The 20549-nt window shown below is 61.5% G+C and carries 17 protein-coding genes, 4 tRNA genes and 1 riboswitch; of the genes, 1 reads left to right on the top strand and 20 read right to left on the bottom strand.

The window, feature by feature from the left end:
- Window positions 1–24: 24 nt before the first annotated feature.
- The 8 genes from mgtE to alaS all read right to left on the bottom strand — a co-directional run bounded on the left by mgtE (window position 25) and on the right by alaS (window position 6826).
- Window positions 25–1467: a magnesium transporter gene (gene mgtE / locus KHO53_RS17840; protein ID WP_010226669.1), complete on the bottom strand. Its 1443-nt coding sequence runs from the start codon at window positions 1465–1467 to the stop codon at window positions 25–27.
- Window positions 1468–1855: 388 nt separating this feature from the next.
- Window positions 1856–1932: transfer RNA gene (locus KHO53_RS17835), tRNA-Arg, on the bottom strand.
- Between the two features lie 76 nt (window positions 1933–2008).
- Window positions 2009–2085, bottom strand: a tRNA-Arg gene (locus KHO53_RS17830).
- 77 nt (window positions 2086–2162) lie between these two features.
- Window positions 2163–2239, bottom strand: a tRNA-Arg gene (locus tag KHO53_RS17825).
- Between the two features lie 108 nt (window positions 2240–2347).
- Window positions 2348–2438: transfer RNA gene (locus KHO53_RS17820), tRNA-Ser, on the bottom strand.
- 72 nt (window positions 2439–2510) lie between these two features.
- Window positions 2511–2699: a carbon storage regulator CsrA gene (gene csrA, locus KHO53_RS17815; protein WP_010226667.1), complete on the bottom strand. Its 189-nt coding sequence runs from the start codon at window positions 2697–2699 to the stop codon at window positions 2511–2513.
- Between the two features lie 184 nt (window positions 2700–2883).
- Window positions 2884–4119 carry an aspartate kinase gene (locus tag KHO53_RS17810; RefSeq protein WP_010226665.1) on the bottom strand — a complete coding sequence of 412 codons (1236 nt, stop codon included), beginning with the start codon at window positions 4117–4119 and terminating at the stop codon, window positions 2884–2886.
- Between the two features lie 88 nt (window positions 4120–4207).
- Window positions 4208–6826: an alanine--tRNA ligase gene (gene alaS / locus KHO53_RS17805; protein ID WP_010226663.1), complete on the bottom strand. Its 2619-nt coding sequence runs from the start codon at window positions 6824–6826 to the stop codon at window positions 4208–4210.
- A gap of 353 nt (window positions 6827–7179) precedes the next feature.
- A riboswitch (FMN riboswitch) is annotated at window positions 7180–7331 on the top strand.
- A 92-nt stretch (window positions 7332–7423) separates the two neighbouring features.
- Between alaS and KHO53_RS17800 the strand changes: the two genes are divergently transcribed.
- Window positions 7424–7930 carry a 6,7-dimethyl-8-ribityllumazine synthase gene (locus tag KHO53_RS17800; RefSeq protein ID WP_010226662.1) on the top strand — a complete coding sequence of 169 codons (507 nt, stop codon included), beginning with the start codon at window positions 7424–7426 and terminating at the stop codon, window positions 7928–7930.
- An 84-nt stretch (window positions 7931–8014) separates the two neighbouring features.
- Here KHO53_RS17800 and astE read toward each other — a convergent pair whose 3' ends face one another.
- The 12 genes from astE to aotJ all read right to left on the bottom strand — a co-directional run bounded on the left by astE (window position 8015) and on the right by aotJ (window position 20123).
- Entirely contained in the window at window positions 8015–9022 is a 1008-nt protein-coding gene (gene astE / locus KHO53_RS17795) for a succinylglutamate desuccinylase (protein WP_010226661.1), read from the bottom strand.
- Window positions 9023–9032: 10 nt separating this feature from the next.
- Complete coding sequence (locus tag KHO53_RS17790) at window positions 9033–9323, bottom strand: topoisomerase II (RefSeq protein WP_010226660.1); 291 nt, start codon at window positions 9321–9323, stop codon at window positions 9033–9035.
- A gap of 14 nt (window positions 9324–9337) precedes the next feature.
- Window positions 9338–10687, bottom strand: coding sequence for an N-succinylarginine dihydrolase (gene astB / locus KHO53_RS17785; RefSeq protein WP_010226659.1), 1350 nt, complete (start codon window positions 10685–10687; stop codon window positions 9338–9340).
- 24 nt (window positions 10688–10711) lie between these two features.
- The gene (gene astD, locus KHO53_RS17780) at window positions 10712–12178 is read right to left on the bottom strand and encodes a succinylglutamate-semialdehyde dehydrogenase (protein WP_213570634.1); all 1467 of its coding nucleotides are present in this window, start codon (window positions 12176–12178) and stop codon (window positions 10712–10714) included.
- Window positions 12175–13200, bottom strand: a complete 1026-nt coding sequence (astA, locus tag KHO53_RS17775; RefSeq protein ID WP_010226656.1) for an arginine N-succinyltransferase — start codon at window positions 13198–13200, stop codon at window positions 12175–12177. The genes astD and astA overlap by 4 nt, the downstream gene beginning before the upstream one ends.
- Before the next feature lie 74 nt (window positions 13201–13274).
- Complete coding sequence (gene aruF, locus KHO53_RS17770) at window positions 13275–14294, bottom strand: arginine/ornithine succinyltransferase subunit alpha (protein WP_010226655.1); 1020 nt, start codon at window positions 14292–14294, stop codon at window positions 13275–13277.
- Window positions 14295–14426: 132 nt separating this feature from the next.
- Window positions 14427–15647 carry an aspartate aminotransferase family protein gene (locus KHO53_RS17765; protein ID WP_010226653.1) on the bottom strand — a complete coding sequence of 407 codons (1221 nt, stop codon included), beginning with the start codon at window positions 15645–15647 and terminating at the stop codon, window positions 14427–14429.
- A 305-nt stretch (window positions 15648–15952) separates the two neighbouring features.
- A complete protein-coding gene (gene argR / locus KHO53_RS17760; RefSeq protein ID WP_213570569.1) occupies window positions 15953–16933 on the bottom strand; it encodes a transcriptional regulator ArgR in 981 nt (326 codons plus the stop codon).
- A 98-nt stretch (window positions 16934–17031) separates the two neighbouring features.
- A complete protein-coding gene (locus tag KHO53_RS17755) occupies window positions 17032–17796 on the bottom strand; it encodes an ABC transporter ATP-binding protein (protein WP_010226650.1) in 765 nt (254 codons plus the stop codon).
- 66 nt (window positions 17797–17862) lie between these two features.
- Window positions 17863–18561: an ABC transporter permease gene (locus KHO53_RS17750; RefSeq protein WP_100783128.1), complete on the bottom strand. Its 699-nt coding sequence runs from the start codon at window positions 18559–18561 to the stop codon at window positions 17863–17865.
- The gene (locus KHO53_RS17745; RefSeq protein WP_010226646.1) at window positions 18558–19247 is read right to left on the bottom strand and encodes an ABC transporter permease; all 690 of its coding nucleotides are present in this window, start codon (window positions 19245–19247) and stop codon (window positions 18558–18560) included. Before KHO53_RS17745 ends, KHO53_RS17750 begins: the two co-directional genes overlap by 4 nt.
- Window positions 19248–19337: 90 nt before the next feature.
- Window positions 19338–20123, bottom strand: coding sequence for an L-arginine-binding protein AotJ (gene aotJ / locus KHO53_RS17740; protein WP_036994260.1), 786 nt, complete (start codon window positions 20121–20123; stop codon window positions 19338–19340).
- Window positions 20124–20549: the final 426 nt, after the last annotated feature.

The following is a 20549-nucleotide window of genomic DNA, read 5'->3' as shown; positions in this document are numbered from 1 at the left end:
TGTATTTTTTTGCCTGATGGCCAATCAGAGCAAGAAGATGGTGGCAAGGCCAAGAAAGATAAAGAAGCCACCACTGTCGGTCACTGCCGTGATCATCACGCTGGAGCCCATCGCCGGATCGCGACCCAGGCGCACCAGGGTCATCGGGATCAACACCCCCATCAGCGCCGCCAGCAACAGGTTGAGGGTCATGGCGCCGGTCATCACCACGCCGAGCGACCAGCTGTCGTACAGCAGGTAGGCGACCACCCCGATCACCCCACCCCAGATCAGGCCGTTGATCAGCGACACCGCCAGCTCCTTGCGCATCAACCGCGAGGTGTTGCCGGGGCTAACCTGGTCCAGGGCCATGGCGCGCACGATCATGGTGATGGTCTGGTTACCGGAGTTGCCGCCGATACCGGCAACGATCGGCATCAACGCCGCCAGTGCCACCAGTTTTTCAATCGAGCCTTCGAACAGGCCGATCACTCGCGAGGCAACGAAGGCGGTGATCAGGTTGATCGCCAGCCACGCCCAACGGTTGCGCAGCGAGCGCCAGACCGAGGCGAAGATGTCTTCTTCTTCGCGCAGACCAGCCATGCTCAGCACTTCGTTTTCGCTCTCTTCACGAATCAGGTCGACCATCTCGTCGATGGTCAGACGGCCGATCAGGCGATCGCTCTTGTCGACCACCGGCGCGGAGATCAGGTCGTAACGTTCGAACGCCTGAGCGGCATCGTAGGCGTCTTCGTCCGGGTGGAAACTCACCGGATCGCTGGCCATGACCTCGGCGACTTTCTTCTCCGGGTCGTTGACCAGCAAACGCTTGATCGGCAGCACACCCTTGAGGATGCCATCGTAATCGACCACGAAGAGTTTGTCGGTGTGGCCTGGCAGCTCCTTGAGCCGGCGCAGGTAACGCAAGACGACTTCGAGGCTGACGTCTTCGCGGATGGTGACCATCTCGAAGTCCATCAGCGCACCGACCTGATCCTCGTCGTAGCTCAGAGCCGAACGCACGCGTTCGCGCTGCTGGGCATCGAGGCTTTCCATCAGCTCGTGGACAACGTCACGGGGCAGCTCTGGCGCCAGGTCGGCCAGTTCGTCGGCGTCCATTTCCTTGGCGGCGGCGAGCAGCTCGTGATCGTCCATGTCGGCGATCAGGGTCTCACGGACCGAGTCGGACACTTCCAGGAGGATGTCACCGTCGCGCTCGGCCTTGACCAGTTGCCAGACGGTCAAACGATCGTCCAGCGGCAGGGCCTCGAGGATGTGGGCAACGTCAGCGGAGTGCAGATCGTCGAGCTTGCGCTGCAGCTCGACCAGGTTCTGGCGGTGAACCAGGTTTTCTACCAGGTCATGGTGATGACCTTCCTGACGGTGGGTCAGGTCTTCGACCACGCGTTGACGGTGCAGCAGTTCGACCACCTGGGCCAGGCGATCCTGCAGGCTCTCTTGCGTCTTTTTTACTTCGATTTCAGTCATAGGCGAACTCCACTCCCAGCAGCGGAGCACGCCGGGAGGATCAATCAGTCAATTCTTGATTGGCAAAACTTGCTATTGAGTAACTACTGGGTAAGTCCATGGTGGGATTCCACAAGCCCCGGCGGGGCTGACGGGCGCAATCATACACCGCTTGAGCTGTCTGAGTGCTGAAAAAATCGCGGCTAGAACAATCGTTTGCGAGACATTGTTGTGACAACGTGTGCAGCCAACAGTGCGACGGCGGCAACGCGAAAAAAAACACATCGGGGTCGGCAAAAAATGGCGCGGGGCAGGCACGGCAACGATGACAGTTTATGCATCGCGCCTTACCGGAAGATGATCGCCGGAAAGCAAAAAGCCCGCCTTGATAGGCGGGCTTTCTGTTGTATGGTGCACTCAGGAGGATTCGAACCTCCGACCGCTCGGTTCGTAGCCGAGTACTCTATCCAGCTGAGCTATGAGTGCAGGTTGGCGCTTGATGGACCAGATCACCTCTGGTTACAGCTAAAGCAACTTTCAAATTGAAAATGGCTTTGATGTATGGTGCACTCAGGAGGATTCGAACCTCCGACCGCTCGGTTCGTAGCCGAGTACTCTATCCAGCTGAGCTATGAGTGCAGGGTTGGCGCTTGATGGACCAGATCACCTCTGGTTGCAGCTGAAGCAACTTTCAAACTGAAAATGGCTTCGTCGTATGGTGCACTCAGGAGGATTCGAACCTCCGACCGCTCGGTTCGTAGCCGAGTACTCTATCCAGCTGAGCTATGAGTGCATTTTTTACCGCGCATTATAGGCCGCTAAATCATTTTGCCAACCACTTTTTCGTTTAATTTCAACGACTTAGGCGATTCAGGCAGATTACAGCGTCCTACATGAATAATGGCGGAGAAGGGGGGATTCGAACCCCCGATACCCTTGTGAGGTATACTCCCTTAGCAGGGGAGCGCCTTCGGCCACTCGGCCACCTCTCCGCAACACGGGGCGTATAATAACCAGACCCTTCCCCGTTTGCAAACTCTTTTTTGAAAAAAACTCGATAAAAATTAATGGGTTGGTTCTTCGTCCTTCTCTTTCTTGATCCGCAGGTAGATTTCCTCACGGTGGACGGCCACTTCTTTAGGGGCATTTACCCCGATCCGAACTTGGTTTCCTTTGACGCCGAGCACGGTCACGGTGATTTCGCCGTCGCCAATGATCAGGCTCTCGGCGCACCGACGAGTCAGAATCAACATAGCTTTCTCCTCACGCAATTCAGTTCAGGGATAACAGTCTGCAAAAAAAAGGGCTTCAGCCTACAACCCGTGACGGCTGCCGACCTACGCCTAAGTATTGACTAGCGCGAGCAAAAGCACAGATTTCTCACACCAGCCAGAAAAACGAAGGGCGCGGCCAAGCCGCGCCCCTGAGGCAGTCGCCTTACTCACCCTGTCGGGCAGGGGCGTCCAGCTCGAAGGCGGTGTGCAGGGCACGCACCGCCAGCTCCAGGTACTTCTCTTCGATAACCACCGAGACCTTGATCTCGGAAGTGGAGATCATCTGGATGTTGATGCTCTCCTTGGCCAGCGCTTCGAACATGCGGCTGGCCACACCGGCGTGGGAACGCATGCCGACGCCGACGATCGAGACCTTGGCGATGTTGGTGTCACCCACCACTTCGCGGGCGTTGAGCTCCGCGGCAGTCTTGTCCAGGACCTTGTGGGCCTTGTCGTAGTCGTTGCGATGCACGGTGAAGGTGAAGTCGGTGGTGTTATCGTGCGAAACGTTCTGCACGATCATGTCGACTTCGATGTTCGCGGCACTGATAGGGCCGAGGATCTTGAAAGCAACGCCCGGGGTATCCGGTACGCCACGAATGGTCAGCTTGGCTTCATCGCGATTGAAGGCGATGCCGGAAATGATCGGCTGTTCCATGGATTCCTCTTCATCAATGGTAATGAGGGTACCCGGACCCTCCTGGAAGCTGTGCAGCACGCGCAGCGGGACGTTGTACTTGCCGGCGAACTCGACAGCGCGGATCTGCAACACCTTGGAACCGAGGCTGGCCATTTCCAGCATCTCTTCAAAGGTGATCTTGTCCAGGCGCTGGGCCTGGGCCACCACGCGCGGGTCGGTGGTGTAGACACCATCGACATCGGTGTAGATCTGGCACTCGTCAGCCTTCAGCGCTGCCGCCAGGGCCACGCCGGTGGTATCGGAGCCACCACGACCAAGGGTGGTGATGTTGCCGTGCTCGTCGACACCCTGGAAACCTGCGACCACCACCACGCGGCCGGCCTTGAGGTCGCCACGGATTTTCTGATCGTCGATCTGCAGGATGCGCGCCTTGTTGTGCGCGCTGTCGGTGAGGATCCGCACCTGGTTACCGGTGTAGGACACCGCCGGAATACCGCGCTTGATCAGGGCCATGGCCAGCAAGGCGATGGTCACCTGCTCGCCGGTGGAGACGATCACATCCAGTTCACGCGGAACCGGCTGATCGCTGATCTTCTTGGCCAGGTCGATCAGGCGATTGGTTTCACCGCTCATCGCCGACAGTACAACCACCAGGTCATCGCCGGCTTCGCGGAACTTCTTGACCTTGTCGGCAACCTGCTCGATTCGCTCGACTGTGCCGACCGAGGTACCGCCAAATTTCTGTACGATCAACGCCATTTCAAAGCCGCCTCAGCCCATGAAGGGCACCCAATAAACATTCAAACGACGCCATGGCCCGCCACTAGACAGCGGGCCGATGTACGCCTTAAACGCCCTGCTCCACGAATGGCACGGTCAGGGCCAGCGCGTTGTCCAGCGCTGCGGTGTCTACGCCACCACCTTGCGCCATGTCCGGACGACCACCGCCCTTGCCACCCACCGCGGCAGCGGCTTGTTTCATCAAATCACCGGCTTTGAGTTGGCCAGTCAGGTCCTTGGTCACACCGGCAACCAGTACGACCTTTTCCTCATGGACACTGCCGAGCAGGATCACTGCGCGGCCGAGTTTGTTCTTCAGCTGATCGACCAGCGCCAGCAGCGCCTTGCCGTCCTGGCCATCGAGACGCGCGGCCAGGACCTTGACGCCCTTGACCTCGACGGCTGCGTTGGACAGGTCGTCGCCAGCAGCGCTGGCGGCCTTGGCCTGCAGTTGCTCCAGCTGTTTTTCCAGCTGGCGGTTGCGCTCGAGCACGGCCGAGAGCTTGTCGATCAGGTTGTCGCGACTGCCCTTGACCAGTTGCGCGGCTTCCTTGAGCTGCTCTTCGGCAGCGTTCAGGTACGCCAGTGCGGCAGCGCCGGTGACCGCTTCGATCCGGCGTACGCCGGAGGCCACGCCACCTTCGCTGATGATCTTGAGCAGGCCGATATCACCGGTACGCTTGGCGTGGATACCGCCGCACAGTTCGACGGAGAAATCGCCGCCCATGCTCAGCACCCGCACGCTGTCGCCGTACTTCTCGCCGAACAGCGCCATGGCGCCCTTCTGCTTGGCGGTTTCGATATCGGTCTCTTCGGTTTGCACCTCGGAGTTCTTGCGCACTTCGCGGTTGACGATGTCTTCCAGGGCCTTGAGCTGCTCTGGCTTGACCGCCTCGAAGTGACTGAAGTCGAAGCGCAGGCGCTGGCTATCGACCAGCGAGCCCTTCTGTTGTACGTGATCGCCCAGCACCTGGCGCAGCGCCGCGTGCAGCAGGTGGGTGGCGGAGTGGTTCAGCGAGGTGGCGTGCTGGACATCGGCATCGACGCGGGTCTGCACCTGAGCACCGACGGTCAGGGTGCCGCTGGCCACCACACCGTGGTGCAGGAAGGCGCCGCCGGTCTTGGTGGTGTCGCGCACGTCAAAGCGTACATTGCCGGCCTGCAGGTAGCCGGTGTCACCGACCTGGCCGCCGGACTCGGCGTAGAACGGCGTACGGTCGAGGATGACCACGCCCTCCTCGCCTTCGCCCAACTGTTCGACGACTTTACCGTCCTTATAAAGAGCAACGATGTTGGCGCTGCCTTCGGTGGCGCTGTAGCCGGTGAACTCGGTGGCCACATCGACCTTGACCAGGGTGTTGTAGTCCAGGCCGAAGGCGCTGGCGGAACGGGCGCGCTCGCGCTGGGCTTCCATCTCGCGCTCAAAGCCTGCTTCGTCGATGGTCAACTCGCGCTCGCGGGCGATGTCGGCGGTCAGGTCCATCGGGAAACCGTAGGTGTCGTACAGTTTGAACACCACGTCGCCCGGTACCACGGTACCCTTGAGCTCGGCCAGGTCCTGCTCGAGGATCTTCAGGCCCTGCTCCAGGGTCTTGGCGAACTGCTCTTCTTCAGCCTTGAGCACGCGCTCGATGTTGGCCTGCTGCTGCGTGAGCTCAGGGAAGGCTTCGCCCATCTCGGCCACCAGGGCGGCAACGATCTTGTAGAAGAAGCTGCCGGTGGCGCCCAGCTTGTTACCGTGGCGGCAGGCGCGACGGATGATGCGGCGCAGCACGTAGCCACGGCCTTCGTTGGACGGCAGCACACCGTCGGCAATCAGGAAGCTGCAGGAACGGATGTGGTCGGACACCACCTTGAGCGACGACTGCTCCTGGTTGGCGCAGCCAATGGCGGCGGCCGAAGCGCTGAGCAGGTTGCGGAACAGGTCGATCTCGTAGTTCGAGTGCACGTGCTGCATGACCGCACTGATACGCTCCAGGCCCATGCCGGTATCCACCGACGGCGCTGGCAGCGGGTGCAGCACGCCATCGGCGGTGCGGTTGAACTGCATGAAGACGTTGTTCCAGATCTCGATGTAGCGATCGCCATCTTCTTCCGGCGAGCCGGGTGGGCCGCCCCAGATGTCGGCGCCGTGGTCGTAGAAGATCTCGGTGCACGGGCCGCACGGGCCGGTATCGCCCATGGTCCAGAAGTTATCGGAGGCGTATGGCGCGCCCTTGTTGTCACCAATGCGCACCATGCGCTCGGCCGGCACGCCGATCTCTTTGGTCCAGATGTCGTATGCCTCATCGTCGCTGGCATAGACGGTGACCCAGAGTTTCTCTTCCGGCAGGTTCAGCACCTTGGTCAGGAAGGTCCAGGCGTAGGTGATGGCGTCACGCTTGAAGTAGTCACCGAAGCTGAAGTTACCCAGCATTTCGAAGAAGGTGTGGTGACGGGCGGTGTAGCCGACGTTTTCCAGGTCGCTGTTCTTGCCGCCGGCGCGCACGCACTTCTGGCTGCTGGTGGCGCGGGTGTAGGCGCGCTTTTCCTGACCAAGGAAGCAGTCCTTGAACTGGTTCATCCCCGCGTTGGTGAACAGCAGGGTCGGGTCGTTGCCCGGAATCAAGGAGCTGGAGGCAACTCGGGTGTGTCCCTGCTCTTCGAAGAAGCGAAGGAAGGCTTCACGGATTTCTGCGCTTTTCATAGGTTCTTCCACGGAAACGGCGGCCTTAAGGCAAATGCTTGCGTCAAATTGACGAAACGACGGCAAAGGGCCGCATTATATCGGGCCTTCGGCTTGGGTGCAGTGTGTTTATGCTATAGAAACCGTCAATTGGACGGCCTGCAACGACAACGACAGCGAAAAACCGCTCACCGCCACCCCGCCGGGCCTCTACGGGCCTGATTTTGATCTGGTGACACGGTATTACTGGGGCCGCACACAGCAATTGGCAAGGTTTCCCGGATGAAATGTCATTCATCCGGGAAAAAACGTTAGCAGCCTATACGTTTACCTGACATCTGTGCTAATAATTCCCCGCCGCCGAGTATCGACGGCAACGTTCTCAGGGCGGGGTGCAATTCCCCACCGGCGGTAATTGCGCGCAACGCGCATAGCCCGCGAGCGCTTGCAGGCCAGCCTGCAAGGTCAGCAGACCCGGTGTGATTCCGGGGCCGACGGTCATAGTCCGGATAAAGAGAGAACGGGATAGGTGCAGCCGCGCCTGTCGTTGTGCACCTGCACGGCGAAATCCCCTTCGATCCAGCGCCCTGTTTCTCATACAAACAGGAGTCCGTTTCAATGCAACCCACCGCAATCGATAGCAAGAACCCTTCCCACGAGCGCATCGCCTTCATCCAGGCCTGCTGGCACAAGGAAATTGTCGACCAGGCACGCAAGGCCTTTGTCGAGGAAATGGGTAAACAAGGCTATCAGGCCAGCGACATCGACTTCTTCGAAGTCGGCGGCGCCTTCGAGATCCCCCTGCACGCCAAGCTGCTGGCCCGTGGCGGTCGCTACGCCGGTATCGTCGCCGCCGGCCTGGTGGTCGATGGCGGCCTGTACCGCCACGAGTTCGTTGCCCAGTCGGTGATCAGCGGCCTGATGCAGGTGCAACTGGAAACCGAAGTACCGGTGTTTTCGGTGGTGCTGACCCCGCACCACTTCCATGCCGGCGATGAGCACCAGAACTTCTACTTCGAGCATTTCCTGGTCAAGGGTGCCGAGGCGGCCAAGACCTGTGCCGATACTTTGCAGAAGTTGCGCGCTCTGCGCCGCAATGAAGTGCCACAGAAGATGGCCGGCTGAGAATGCCGCTGGAGGAGTGGGCTTGTCCCGCGATGCGATGCAGCAGGTAGATCGCAATCGCGGGGCAAGCCTGCCCCCACTCAATCAGCCCAGCTGTTCGGGGTTGGCGGGGACGATCAGGATCCCCGCCCGAAGGCCATTCTTGACCTTGGGGTTGGGGAAGATGATGCGGGCGCCCTGCTCCTCGACGATCCAGCGCGTATCGGCGATGTCCTCGGCCAGCAAGTAGCCTGGCTCAAGCTCGGAGAAGTTCTCGATATCCGCGGGCAGGTTCAGACGAAAGTGCTCGCTGTGCTTGATGATTTCGCGAGCCACGCTGAACAGCTGCAAACCATCCAGTGCTTCAGGCGCTTCAGGCTCAGTGCCTTCAATGATCTGTTTCAGGCGGGTTTCCAGGCGCTCGAGGTTGACCTGAGCGTTTTGCCCGAACGGCCGTGCCTTGCCCAGCTCCAGGGTAAAGGCTTCGGCCTCAAGCTGCTCATAGGTATAAGCGGTGAAGGTGATCGAGACCTTGCTTTGCAGCAGCACCGCCTCCATGCCGGCCGCGCCCAGGCGCGCCAGCTCGCGGCGCGAATGCTGGCGACCGTCCTTGTACGGATAGAGGGCGAACTGCTCGATCTTCGACCCGCGAATGGCAGTGTGCAGGTCGTAATGCAGGCGACTGCGCCCAGGGATGCTGAAGAAAGTCGCCGCCAGGCGCTCCAGTTCACAGGCACGCAGGGCTTCGGCACCACTGGTCTGATCGTGGCGGCCATTGAACAGGCGGTTGACGTCCTGCTCGATGTAACGCTCACCGCGGCGAATCGCCTCGGGGTTACCGAACAGGAAGAGAATACGGGCACAAGGCTTGAGATCGCCACGGGCGATGTCGTGCAGCAGCCGATCGAGCAACTCGATCGGTGCGGTTTCGTTGCCATGGATGCCTGCCGACAACAGCAGGTCCAGGCCATTGTCACGGGCTTCGGGTGGGCGCACTTCGAGGGCGCCCTCACCGAGCCAGCGCATGCGTACGCCGTCGACAGTCAGCTGGGTCTTCTCTGCCGGTTCGCGACCGGCCAGGGTCAGTTCAAGCAGTTTGCCGAGGGCGAGCATGGGCTATTCCTTAGTGATGGTGGCCGCAATCAGGACCATGGACGTGATCATCATCGTCGCCGGCATCGGCCGGTTCCATTTCCAGCTGCAGGCTCACCAGGTTGGTGGCCAGTGGGCGCAGCAGCAGGTTGGCGTACTCGGTGTCGTCTTCTTCGACGTCGACGCCGATCAGCAGCTGACCACGGCCATCCTGCTGAATCCATACCTCCTTGCCTTGCCAGACCACCGCAAAGCGGGTGCAGGAAGTTTCCAGCTGGGTGCCATCGTCATCTTCAAGGATCAGCTGCAGGGCGTCGGACATAGTCGAATTCTCTCTCAAGGTTGGAGTTGGAACGGATAGACCGAACCCAGTTTGAGGATCTGGGTCAGTTCATCCAATGCCGTACGACATTCCAGCAACAGCTGCGGATCGGCCAGGTCGGTTTCGCTCAGGCGATCGCGGTAGTGCTTGTCGACCCACTGGGTCAGGGTGTCGTACAGCGGTGCGGTCATGATAACGCCTGGATTGACCGCTGCCAGTTCCGTTTCATTCAATGCCACGCGCAAGCGCAGGCACGCCGGCCCGCCGCCGTTCTGCATGCTCTGCTTGAGGTCGAAGACCTTGACCTCGCCAACCGGCCCGCCGGCGCTGGTCAGGGCGCTCAAATAAGCCCAGACCCGCTCGTTGTTGCGGCACTCTTCCGGCACGATCAGCAGCATCGAACCATCGGCGCGAGACAGCAACTGGCTGTTGAACAGGTAGGAACGCACTGCGTCCTCTACCGTGACAGCCGAGCGCGGTACGCAGATCGCCTTGAAGTTACCGCCCCGTTTAGCCAGTTTAGCCTGCAGTTGGGCAAGCATCGCCTCCGTCTCGAGGAAGGCGTCCTCGTGGTAGAACAGCACTTCACCGTTACCCACCGCGATCACATCGTTATGAAACACGCCCTGGTCGATCACCGCCGGGTTCTGCTGGGCGTAGACCACACCCTCCTCACTCAGCCCGTGCAGGCGCGCGACGGCTTGCGAGGCTTCGAGGGTCTGGCGTGCCGGGTACTTCTGCGGCGCCGGATAACGGGTGTCGAAGGCGCTGCGGCCATAGACGAAGAACTCGACGCCGGCCTCGCCATAGCTGCGGCAGAAGCGCGTGTGGTTGGCCGCGCCTTCATCACCGAACTGCGCCACGGCCGGCAGCGCCGCGTGGTGGGCAAAGTGCTGCGAATTGGCGAACATGGCGCCGAGCACGCGACTGGTTGTCGGGTGCTCGATGCTGCGGTGGTATTTGCAGTTGAGGTTGGCGGCGGTGAAATGCACGCGGCCGTCAGCGGTGTCGGCACTCGGGCTGACCGTGGCGGCGTTGGCCACCCACATGCTCGATGCCGAGCAACTGGCGACCAGCAGCGGCATGGCCTCTTTGGCTGCCCGCTCGATCACTTGCGCGTCAGTGCCGGCAAAGCCCAGGCGACGCAACGCGGCCACGTCCGGACGCTCCTGCGGGGCCAAAACACCCTGCTGGAAGCCCATCTCCATCAACGCCTTCATTTTCGCCAGGCCCTGACGCGCCGCTTCCCGCGGGTTGGACGCCTGCTGGCTGTTGCTTTGCGAAGCAACGTTGCCGTAGGACAGCCCGCCGTAGTTGTGCGTCGGTCCGACCAGACCATCAAAATTCACTTCAAACGATTTCATCGGCAAGGCTCCGTGGACCTTTTGTTATAGGGAGACGCCTGGCGTCAGTGTGGCGGGCAGGGTCAGGCTGGCGGTCTCCAGCGAGGCTACCGGGTAAGCGCAGTAATCGGCCGCGTAGTAGGCACTGGCGCGGTGATTGCCGCTGGCCCCCACACCACCGAATGGCGCGCTGCTGGCGGCGCCGGTCAACTGCTTGTTCCAGTTGACGATACCGGCACGGCTTTGCAGCCAGAAGTACTGGTAGCGCGCGTGGGAATCGGACAACAGGCCGGCTGCCAGGCCGTACTGGGTGTTGTTGGCCTCGGCGATCGCCGCATCGAAATCGCTGTAGCGAATCACCTGCAGCAGCGGGCCGAAGAACTCTTCGTCCGGGCGATCCGCTACCGCGCTGACATCGATGATGCCTGGGGTCAGCAAGGCCGCCGTGGCCTGCGGCTGGATCATTTGCAGCAGCGCGATACCGCCGTTGCCCAGCAGTTGCGCCTGTGCATCGAGCAATGCCTTGGCCGCGCCCAGGGAGATCACCGAGCCCATGAACGGCGCCGGCTGCTGATCAAACGCACCGACAGAGATGTTCTTGCTCACCTCGACCAGCCGCTTGAGCAGCGCATCGCCCCAGGCGCCTTGCGGTACCAGCAGGCGGCGCGCACAGGTGCAGCGCTGGCCGGCGGAAATGAACGCCGACTGGATAATGGTGTACACCGCGGCGTCCAGGTCTTTGACCTCGTCGACCACCAGCGGGTTGTTGCCGCCCATCTCCAGGGCCAGGATCTTGTCCGGACGCCCGGCGAACTGCTGGTGCAGCAGGTTGCCGGTGCGGCTGGAGCCGGTGAAGAACAAGCCGTCGATGCCCGGGTTGGCGGCCAGGGCCACGCCGGTTTCGCGGGCGCCCTGGACCAGGTTGAGCACACCCGCCGGCAGGCCGGCCTCGATCCAGCACTTGACCGTCAGCTCGGCGACTTTCGGGGTCAGCTCGCTCGGCTTGAACACCACGGTGTTACCGGCCAGCAGCGCCGGCACGATGTGACCGTTGGGCAGATGGCCGGGGAAGTTGTACGGGCCGAACACCGCGACCACGCCATGGGGCTTGTGCCGCAGCACAGCGGTTGCATCGGCCAGCGGGCCGCTCTTTTCACCGGTGCGCTCGCGGTAGCTCTGTACCGAAATCGCCACCTTGTTGACCATGCTGGTCACTTCGGTCGCAGCCTCCCACAGCGGCTTGCCGGTTTCTTCACCGATGCAGCGTGCCAGTTCGTCGGCATTGGCCTTGAGCACGGCGGCAAAGGCCTCGAGCACGCTGATGCGCGCGTCCAGCGACTGCAGCGCCCAGCCGGCAAAGGCCTGGCGTGCGGCCTTGACCGCACTGTCGACCTGCTCGGCATTGGCGCCCTGGCCTTGCCAGACAACCTGTTGGCTGACCGGATCGAGCGATTGCAGCGCTTCACCCTGCCCTGCCTGCCAGCTACCGGCGATAAAGTGAGTCGTCATTATTTGGCCTCCCGGGCAGCGGACAGTGGTACGGCACGCACCTGGTCACCGGCGCTCAGGCGCAGGCGTTTGGCGGTCTGTGGATCGACCACCAGGGTGCCGGCCGCCAGGCGCGCAGGTGCGGCGGTGATGCGGCAGTCTTCGCGCTTGCGGTTGTGGATGATGAAAGGGGTTGCGTCGTCGCCCGGGGTGCCAACGGCCAGTACCAGCGCCTGGCTGTCGTGCACGGCGCGGATCTTCGACGTTTCGCACTCCACCGCGGGGCCCGCGTCGAAGATGTCGACATAGCCCTGGTAGCTGAAGCCTTCGCTCTTGAGCATTGCCAACGCAGGCTCTGTGTCGGTATGCACCCGGCCAATCACACTGCGCGCCGCTTCCGAGAGGAAGCAGGTGTACAGCGGGAACTTGGGCATCAGCTCGGCGATGAAGGCCTTGTTGCCAACGCCGGTCAGGTAGTCGGCCTGGCTGAATTCCATCTTGAAGAAGTGCCGGCCCAGGCTTTCCCAGAACGGCGAGCGCCCCTGCTCATCGGACATGCCGCGCATTTCGGCGATGATCTTGTTGCCGAACAGCTCCGGGAACTCGGCGATGAACAGCAGGCGCGCCTTGGCCAGCAGGCGGCCATTGAGACCACTGCGGTGATCGCCACGCAAGAACAGCGAGCACAGCTCGGAGTTGCCGGTCAGGTCGTTGGCCAGGAACAGGGTGGGGATTTCCCGATAGATGTTCAGCTCCTGGGACGCGCTGACGGTCAGGCCGACCCGGTAGTTGTACCAGGGCTCACGCAGGCCCACTGCACCGGCGATGGCGGAGATCCCCACCACCACGCCTTCGTCGTTTTCCAGCACGAACAGGTAATCGGCATCGCCACGCTCGGCTTCGCCACGGAAAGTCTTCTCGGCCCAGCCGACCCGGTGTGCCAGGCGCTCTTCGTTGGCCGGCAAGGTGGTCAGGCCGGTGCCGGTGCTGCGCGCCAGCTCGATCAGCGCGGGTAAATCGCTGCTGCGTACGGGACGAACGATCATGCTATCTCCTCGGGCGGCGGCCTTGGGCCTGCCGCAAAACTCGACCTGGGTACTCGGTTATCGAACCGCAGGGATCAAACCGCGACCAGACGCACGCTGGCGCCTTCGCCGACGCCCAGGGCTTCGGCGGCTTCAAGACTCAGGCTGACCGGCTTGCCAGGTGCCCAATCGAGCTCCAGCAGCACCGCACGGTAATCCTGCAACTGGCCGTTGCAGACCAGGTACGGGCGCCCACCCTTGCTGGCGGTATCGTCCAGCTTGACCGGCATCACCCGGCTCTGGGCAATCGAACGGATCCCGGAAACCCGCGCATGCAGGGTCGGGCCGCCGTCGAAAATGTCGATGTAGTGATCGGTCTCGAAGCCTTCGCGCATCAGGATGTCGAAGGTGATCTGCGCCCGCGGGTGTACCTGGCCCATGGCCTCTTGCGCGGCATCCGGCAGCAGCGGCACGTAGATCGGGTAATGGGGCATCAGCTCGGCCAGGAAGGTCCGGCTCTTGAGACCGCACAGGCGCTCGGCCTCGGCGTAGTTGAGGTCGAAAAAGTTGCGCCCGATGGCGTCCCAGAACGGCGAATCGCCATGTTCGTCGCTGTAGCCGACGATCTCGGTCACCACCGATTCGGCAAAGCGCTCCGGGTGGGCGGCCATGAACAGCAGGCGGCCACGGGAGTTGAGCTCGGCCCAGCCGCTGCCGACCAGTTCCGGCAGCACGTAGAAGCTGGTCAGCAGGCTGTTGCCGGTCAGGTCGTGGCACTGCGACAGGACGTGAATCTTGTTGTGGATCTTCAGCTCCCGCGACGCATGCACGAAGGTCTCGTTACGAAAGCTGTAGAACGGCTCGGAATAGCCGGCCGAGGCAACGATGGCCGAACAGCCGACCAGCTTGCCGGTGCTGCTGTCTTCGAGGACGAAGAAATAGCTCTCCTCGCCATTGAAGCTGACTTCGGCAGCGAAGGACGTTTCCGAGGCGGCAATCTTGTCGCTCAGGCGACCGGCATCATCCGGCAAGGACGTGACACCAATGGGGCTGTCTGCGGCAAGACGCTGTACTTCGCCCAGATCAGCCATTTGCGCGGGGCGCATCACCAGCATGGTGTCACTCCTTTCGGGAAAACAGGCCGACATCCGCCGGCTCAGAGAAAAACAGCAGGCGCCCGCAGGCACCTGCTCTGGAATTCGGTTTCACCGGCCCCGCAGGGCCGATGAAAGGACCAAAGGCTTGAATCAGCCCTGAGTCAGTTTTGCCGCAGCACGCTCGAAACGGTCCAGGCCTTCGTCGATATCGGCATCTTCGACCACCAGGCTCGGGGCAAAACGCACCACGTCAGGGCCGGCTTGCAGCACCATCAGGCCTTCTTTCTCGGCAGCATTGAAGACGTCCTTGGCCTTGCCTTTCCAGGCTTCGGACAATACGCAACCGATCAGCAGGCCAACGCCACGCACCTGGGTGAACAGGCCGTACTTCTCACCGATCTGCTCCAGGCGCGCCTTGAACTTCTGGTGCTTGGCCTTGACGCCGGCCAGCACTTCAGGGGTGTTGACCACATCCAGCACCGCACTGGCTACGGCACAGGCCAGTGGGTTGCCGCCGTAGGTGGTGCCGTGAGTGCCGACGGTCAGGTGCTTGGCCAGTGCTTCGGTGGTCAGCATCGCGCCGATCGGGAAACCGCCGCCCAGGCTCTTGGCGCTGGAGAGGATGTCCGGGGTCACGCCGTAGTGCATGTAGGCAAACAGCTCGCCGGTACGGCCAACGCCGGTCTGCACTTCGTCGAAGATCAGCAGCGCGTTGTGCTTGTCGCACAGCTCACGGGCGCCTTGCAGGTAGGCAACGTCTGCCGGCACCACACCGCTCTCGCCCTGGATCGGCTCGATGACCACGGCGCAAGTCTTGTCGGAGATCTGCGCTTTCAGCGCTTCCAGATCGTTGTACGGCACGTGGCTGATGCCAGTGATTTTCGGCCCGAAACCGTCGGAGTACTTCGGCTGGCCGCCGACGCTGACGGTGAACAGGGTGCGCCCGTGGAAGCTGTTCACGGTGGCGATGATCTCGTGCTTCTCGGGGCCGAAACGGTCGTGGGCAACACGACGGGCCAGCTTGAACGCGGCCTCGTTGGCCTCGGCGCCGGAGTTGCAGAAGAACGCGCGGTCGGCGAAGGTCGCGTCGACCAGCTTGTGCGCCAGGCGCAGGGCCGGCTCGTTGGTGAACACGTTGGACACGTGCCACAGCTTGTTGGCCTGCTCGGTCAGGGCGCCAACCAGCGCCGGGTGGGCATGGCCAAGGACGTTAACGGCGATGCCGCCGGCGAAATCGATCAGCTCGCGGCCCGCCTGATCCCAGACGCGGGAACCCGCTCCACGGACGGGGATGAAAGCCGCCGGTGCATAGTTGGGGACCATCACCTGGTCGAAATCGGCGCGTTGCACCGGAGCTTGCTCAACGGACATCGGAGTCTCCTGAAGAGGAACGCCTGCCTGGAACTGGCGAGCGATGGGGGGATTGTAAGGACAGATCGGCGCCTGACCTTGCCGCCAAGCGACAACTTCTTATAGCGCCAAACCCTGTTTTACCAAGGCTTTCGGCAATGCGACAAATAGGATCGCAAAGGCGCAGTTTAAACGGTGTGAGGGATGCGGGGACACAACTGTATTCGGGCTGCTGCGCAGCCATCGCCGGCAACGCCGGCTCCAACAAGGGACTCTGCATACACAACAACAGCGGGAGCCGGCGTTGCCGGCGATAGCAGCGGCGATCAACCGCGCTCGGCGGGCACCGAAGACAGTTCGAACGGGCTGCTGCTACGTCGCTGGTTGCGATCTTCACGCGGCGTTGCGCCAAAGAAGTTGCGATAGGCACTGGAGAAATGCGGCCCCGAGGAGAAGCCACAGGACAGCCCGATCTGGATGATCGACTTGCTGGTCTGCATCAGCATCTGCCGTGCCTTGTTCAGGCGCAGCTCCAGGTAGTACTGGCTCGGCACGCGATTGAGGTATTGCTTGAAGATCCGCTCCAGTTGACGACGCGATACACACACATGCTGGGCGATCTCGTCGGTGGTCAGCGGCTCTTCGATGTTGGCTTCCATCAGCAGCACGGCCTGGGTCAGCTTCGGATGGCTGGAGCCGAGACGGTTTTGCAGCGGAATGCGCTGGCGCTCGCCGCCTTCGCGAATTCGCTCGACCACCAGTTCTTCAGACACCGCACCGGCAAGCTCGGCACCATGATCGCGAGCCAGCACCGCCAGCAGCAGGTCGATGACCGACATGCCGCCGCACGCCGTCAAACGGTCCCGATCCCAATCGAACAAGTGGCTGGTGGCAATGACCTTGGGGAAGCGCTCGGCGAAGTCATCCTGCCAGCGCCAGTGCACCGCAGTCCGATAACCATCGAGCAGGCCCAACTGCGCCAACGGGTAAACCCCCGCCGACAGGCCGCCGACCACGCAACCGGCACGCACCAGCTGCTTGAGTGCGCTGGCCAGGCTCGACGCCACGGCCTGGGGCGGCTCGTCAGCCAGCAAAAACAGCTTCTGGCAACCTTCGAGCTTGCCGGCCCACGGCTCGCCCGGCAGGCGCCAGGCACCTTCGCCAGGTGCTTCAGCCTGCAGGAACGACAGCTCGTAGACCACTTCCGGATGAACCTTCTGGGCAACCCGCAACACCTCTTCCGCCAGCGCCAGGGTCAGGGCCTTGGTGCTGGGCCAGATGAGAAAACCGATTCGCTGGGTGGTCATGGGATGCGGTCCGAAACCTGAAAAAGGTCAAGAAGTTAGAGCCTGGTCATGCTGCGCGTACGATGCAGCATGACCCATTTTGGTGCAAAACGGCAATCTTACTTCAGGCTGCCCGAAAGGAACTGTTGCAGACGCTCCGATTGCGGGTTGACCAGCACTTCGCGCGGGTTGCCGCTCTCTTCCACCAGGCCCTTGTGCAGGAACACCAGCTGGTTCGACACCTCGCGGGCAAAGCCCATTTCGTGGGTGACCACGACCATGGTCCGGCCTTCCTGGGCCAGCGACTGCATGACCTTGAGCACATCACCGACCAGCTCCGGGTCGAGCGCCGAGGTCGGCTCGTCAAACAGCATCACCTCCGGCTCCATGGCCAGCGCCCGGGCAATCGCCACGCGCTGCTGCTCGCCACCGGACATATGCCCAGGATAGGCGTCCTTGCGGTGGGCGACACCCACCTTGGCCAGGTAATGCTCGGCTTTTTCCAGGGCGTCTTTTTTCGACATGCCCAGCACGTGCACCGGCGCTTCGATGATGTTTTCCAGCGCGGTCATGTGCGACCACAGGTTGAAGTGCTGGAACACCATCGACAGGCGCGAACGCATGCGCTGCAGCTGCTTGGGATCGGCGGCCTTGAGCGCGCCGTCCTTGTTGGCCACCAGCTTGAGTTCTTCGTTGTTGAGCAGGATCTTGCCCGCGTGCGGCTGCTCAAGCAGGTTGATGCAGCGCAGGAAAGTACTTTTGCCCGAACCGCTGGAGCCGATGATGCTGATCACGTCGCCTGCCTTGGCCGCCAGGGACACGCCCTTGAGCACTTCGTGACTGCCGTAGCGTTTATGCAGATCTTGGACTTCGAGTTTGTACATGCTGTCGATTCTCACAAAGCAGTCAGTCTTGAGCTAACGCTCAGGGCGAAATAATAGGCGCAGGCCTCAGTGCTTGCGCGGCGCCAGGTAGCCGAGCCAGCGGCGCTCGGCCAGCTTGAACAGGCGCACCAGAATGAAGGTCAGGCACAGGTAGAACACGCCGGCAGTGATGTAGGCCTCGAACGGCAGGTAGTACTGGGCGTTGACCGTGCGCGCCGCACCGGTGATGTCGATCAGGGTGACGATCGACGCCAGGCTGGTGGTCTGCAACATCATGATCACTTCGTTGCTGTACTGCGGCAGCGCCCGGCGCAGGGCCGATGGCAGGAGGATGCGGCGGTACATCTTGACCCGCGACATGCCCATGGCCTTGGCCGCCTCGATCTCGCCGTGCGGCGTGGCCTTGAGGCTGCCGGCGATGATCTCGGCGGTATAGGCGCTGGTGTTGATGGCAAAGGCCAGGCAGGCACAGAAGGTCGCACTGGACAGCCACGGCCAGAGGAAGCTTTCCCGCACCACTGCGAACTGGGCCAGGCCGTAGTAGATCAGAAACAGCTGCACCAGCATCGGCGTGCCGCGGATCACATAGGTGTAGAGCCAGGCGCTCATGTTCACCAGCGGCTGCTTGGACACCCGCATCAGCCCCAGCGGGATGGCCGCCAGCAAACCGAACAGCAGCGACAGCGCCAGCAGCTTGAGGGTGGTCAGCAGGCCGTTCAGGTACAGCGGCAGCGCTTCCCAGATGACGTTGTAGTCGAAAATCATAGATCAGCCGCCTTTACGCCAACCGAGTAGCGCTTCTCGAGGTAACGCAGGGCCAGCAGCGAAACACTGGTGATCACCAGGTACAGCGCCGCTACCGCCAGGAAGAAGGTGAAAGGCTCGCGGGTGGCGTCGGCCGCCTGCTTGGCCTTGAACATCATGTCCTGCAGGCCGACCACCGAAATCAGTGCGGTAGCCTTGGTCAGGACCAGCCAGTTGTTGGTGAAGCCAGGGATCGCCAGGCGAATCATCTGCGGCACCAGCACCCGGAAGAAAATCTGCAGGTTGCTCATGCCATAGGCCATGCCGGCTTCGGCCTGCCCCTTGGGAATGGCCATGAACGCGCCACGGAACGTTTCCGACAGATAGGCACCAAAGATGAAACCCAGGGTGCCGATACCCGCCATCAGCGGATTGAGGTCGATATAGTCGTCAAAGCCGAGCAAGGGCGCGACGCGATTGAGCAGATCCTGGCCGCCGTAGAAGATCAGCAGGATCAATACCAGATCGGGAATCCCGCGGATCACGGTGGAATACAGATCGCCGAGCCAGGCCAGCCAGCGCACCGGCGACAAACGCAGCGCCACACCGATCAGACCGAGCACGATGGCCAGGGCCATGGACGACAAGGCGAGCTGTAGCGTCAGCCACGCTCCGTCGAGGATGACTGCCCCGTAGCCTTTCAACATGATGAGGTCCTCGACCTTAGGGATGAAAAAATGGTGCAAACCTCAGAGTCTCTGCTGCTTGCACCATTGAACAGGTGAAACGTCGACGATTTACTTGGCTTCAGGGCCGTAGATGTCGAAGTTGAAGTACTTGTCCTGAATCTGCTTGTACTTGCCGTTGGCACGGATGGCCGCGATGGCAGCGTTGATGCGATCCAGGTTGGCCTTGTCGCCTTTGCGCACGGCGATACCGATGCCGTCACCAAAGTACTTGGCGTCGGTGAACGACGGGCCAACGAAGGCGAAGCCCTTGCCAGCGTCAGTCTTCAGGAAACCGTCTTCCAACAGCGTAGCATCGGCCACGGTGCCATCCAGACGGCCAGCGGCGACGTCCAGGTAGATTTCATTCTGGGTGCCGTAAGGAACGATGGTGGCGCCTTGCGCACCCAGCACTTCCTTGGCGAAGCGGTCGTGGATCGAGCCGCGCTGCACGCCGATCTTCTTGCCCTTCAGTTCAGTCAGGCCTTCGCTGACGGCAGTACCTTCCTTCATCACCAGGCGAGCCGGGGTCAGGTAGTACTTGCCGGTGAAGTCCACGGACTTCTTGCGATCGTCGGTGATCGACATGGACGACAGGATGGCGTCGATCTTGCGCACCTTAAGTGCCGGAATCAGGCCGTCGAACTCTTGCTCGACCCAGGTGCACTTGACCTTCATCTCTTCGCACAAGGCGTTGCCGATGTCGTAGTCGAAGCCGACGATGCTGCCGTCCGGCGCCTTCGATGCGAACGGTGGGTAGGCGGCCTCGATCCCGATTTTCAACGGTTTCTCATCAGCCAGCGCTGCCAGGGAAAACACGGACAGCGCCAAGGCGCCAAGCAGTGCGAGTTTCTTCATCTGGAACTCCATCGGTAAAGGGCAATACAAGGCAGGGTTGACGACTGCCCGATATGCGAATGGGTACAACGCGAGCTGCGCAGGGTCGGCATTGAAGCAGACGCGACGAGCGAGTGATCGGCATTTTAACGACAGCTCCGAAGCCGATATTTCTTCAATGCGACAACTAGTTACAGAAGCGCAGGAACGCAGGGCCGGAGATATTGACAGCTTTCGCGGAATATGCAAAAGCAAAAGACAAATAACCAATCAATGAAGCAATAAGCGGGCCTATTATTGGCAAAGCCTTCTAATCCGGCAAGCGTAGCGTTTCAGCAGGCCGAAAAGCACCGGCAAAACGCCCCGAAAATGCCCCCTGGCGTTTCGCTTTGCCCCGCTTTTGTGCGAAAGCGGTGACAGAAGGGTTACCGATGATTGTCGAAGTAA

Source organism: Pseudomonas sp. RC2C2 (genome assembly GCF_018390435.1).
In the GTDB taxonomy this organism is placed as follows: Bacteria; Pseudomonadota; Gammaproteobacteria; order Pseudomonadales; family Pseudomonadaceae; genus Aquipseudomonas; species Aquipseudomonas donghuensis.
This window is presented reverse-complemented; position numbering and strand designations above follow the sequence as displayed.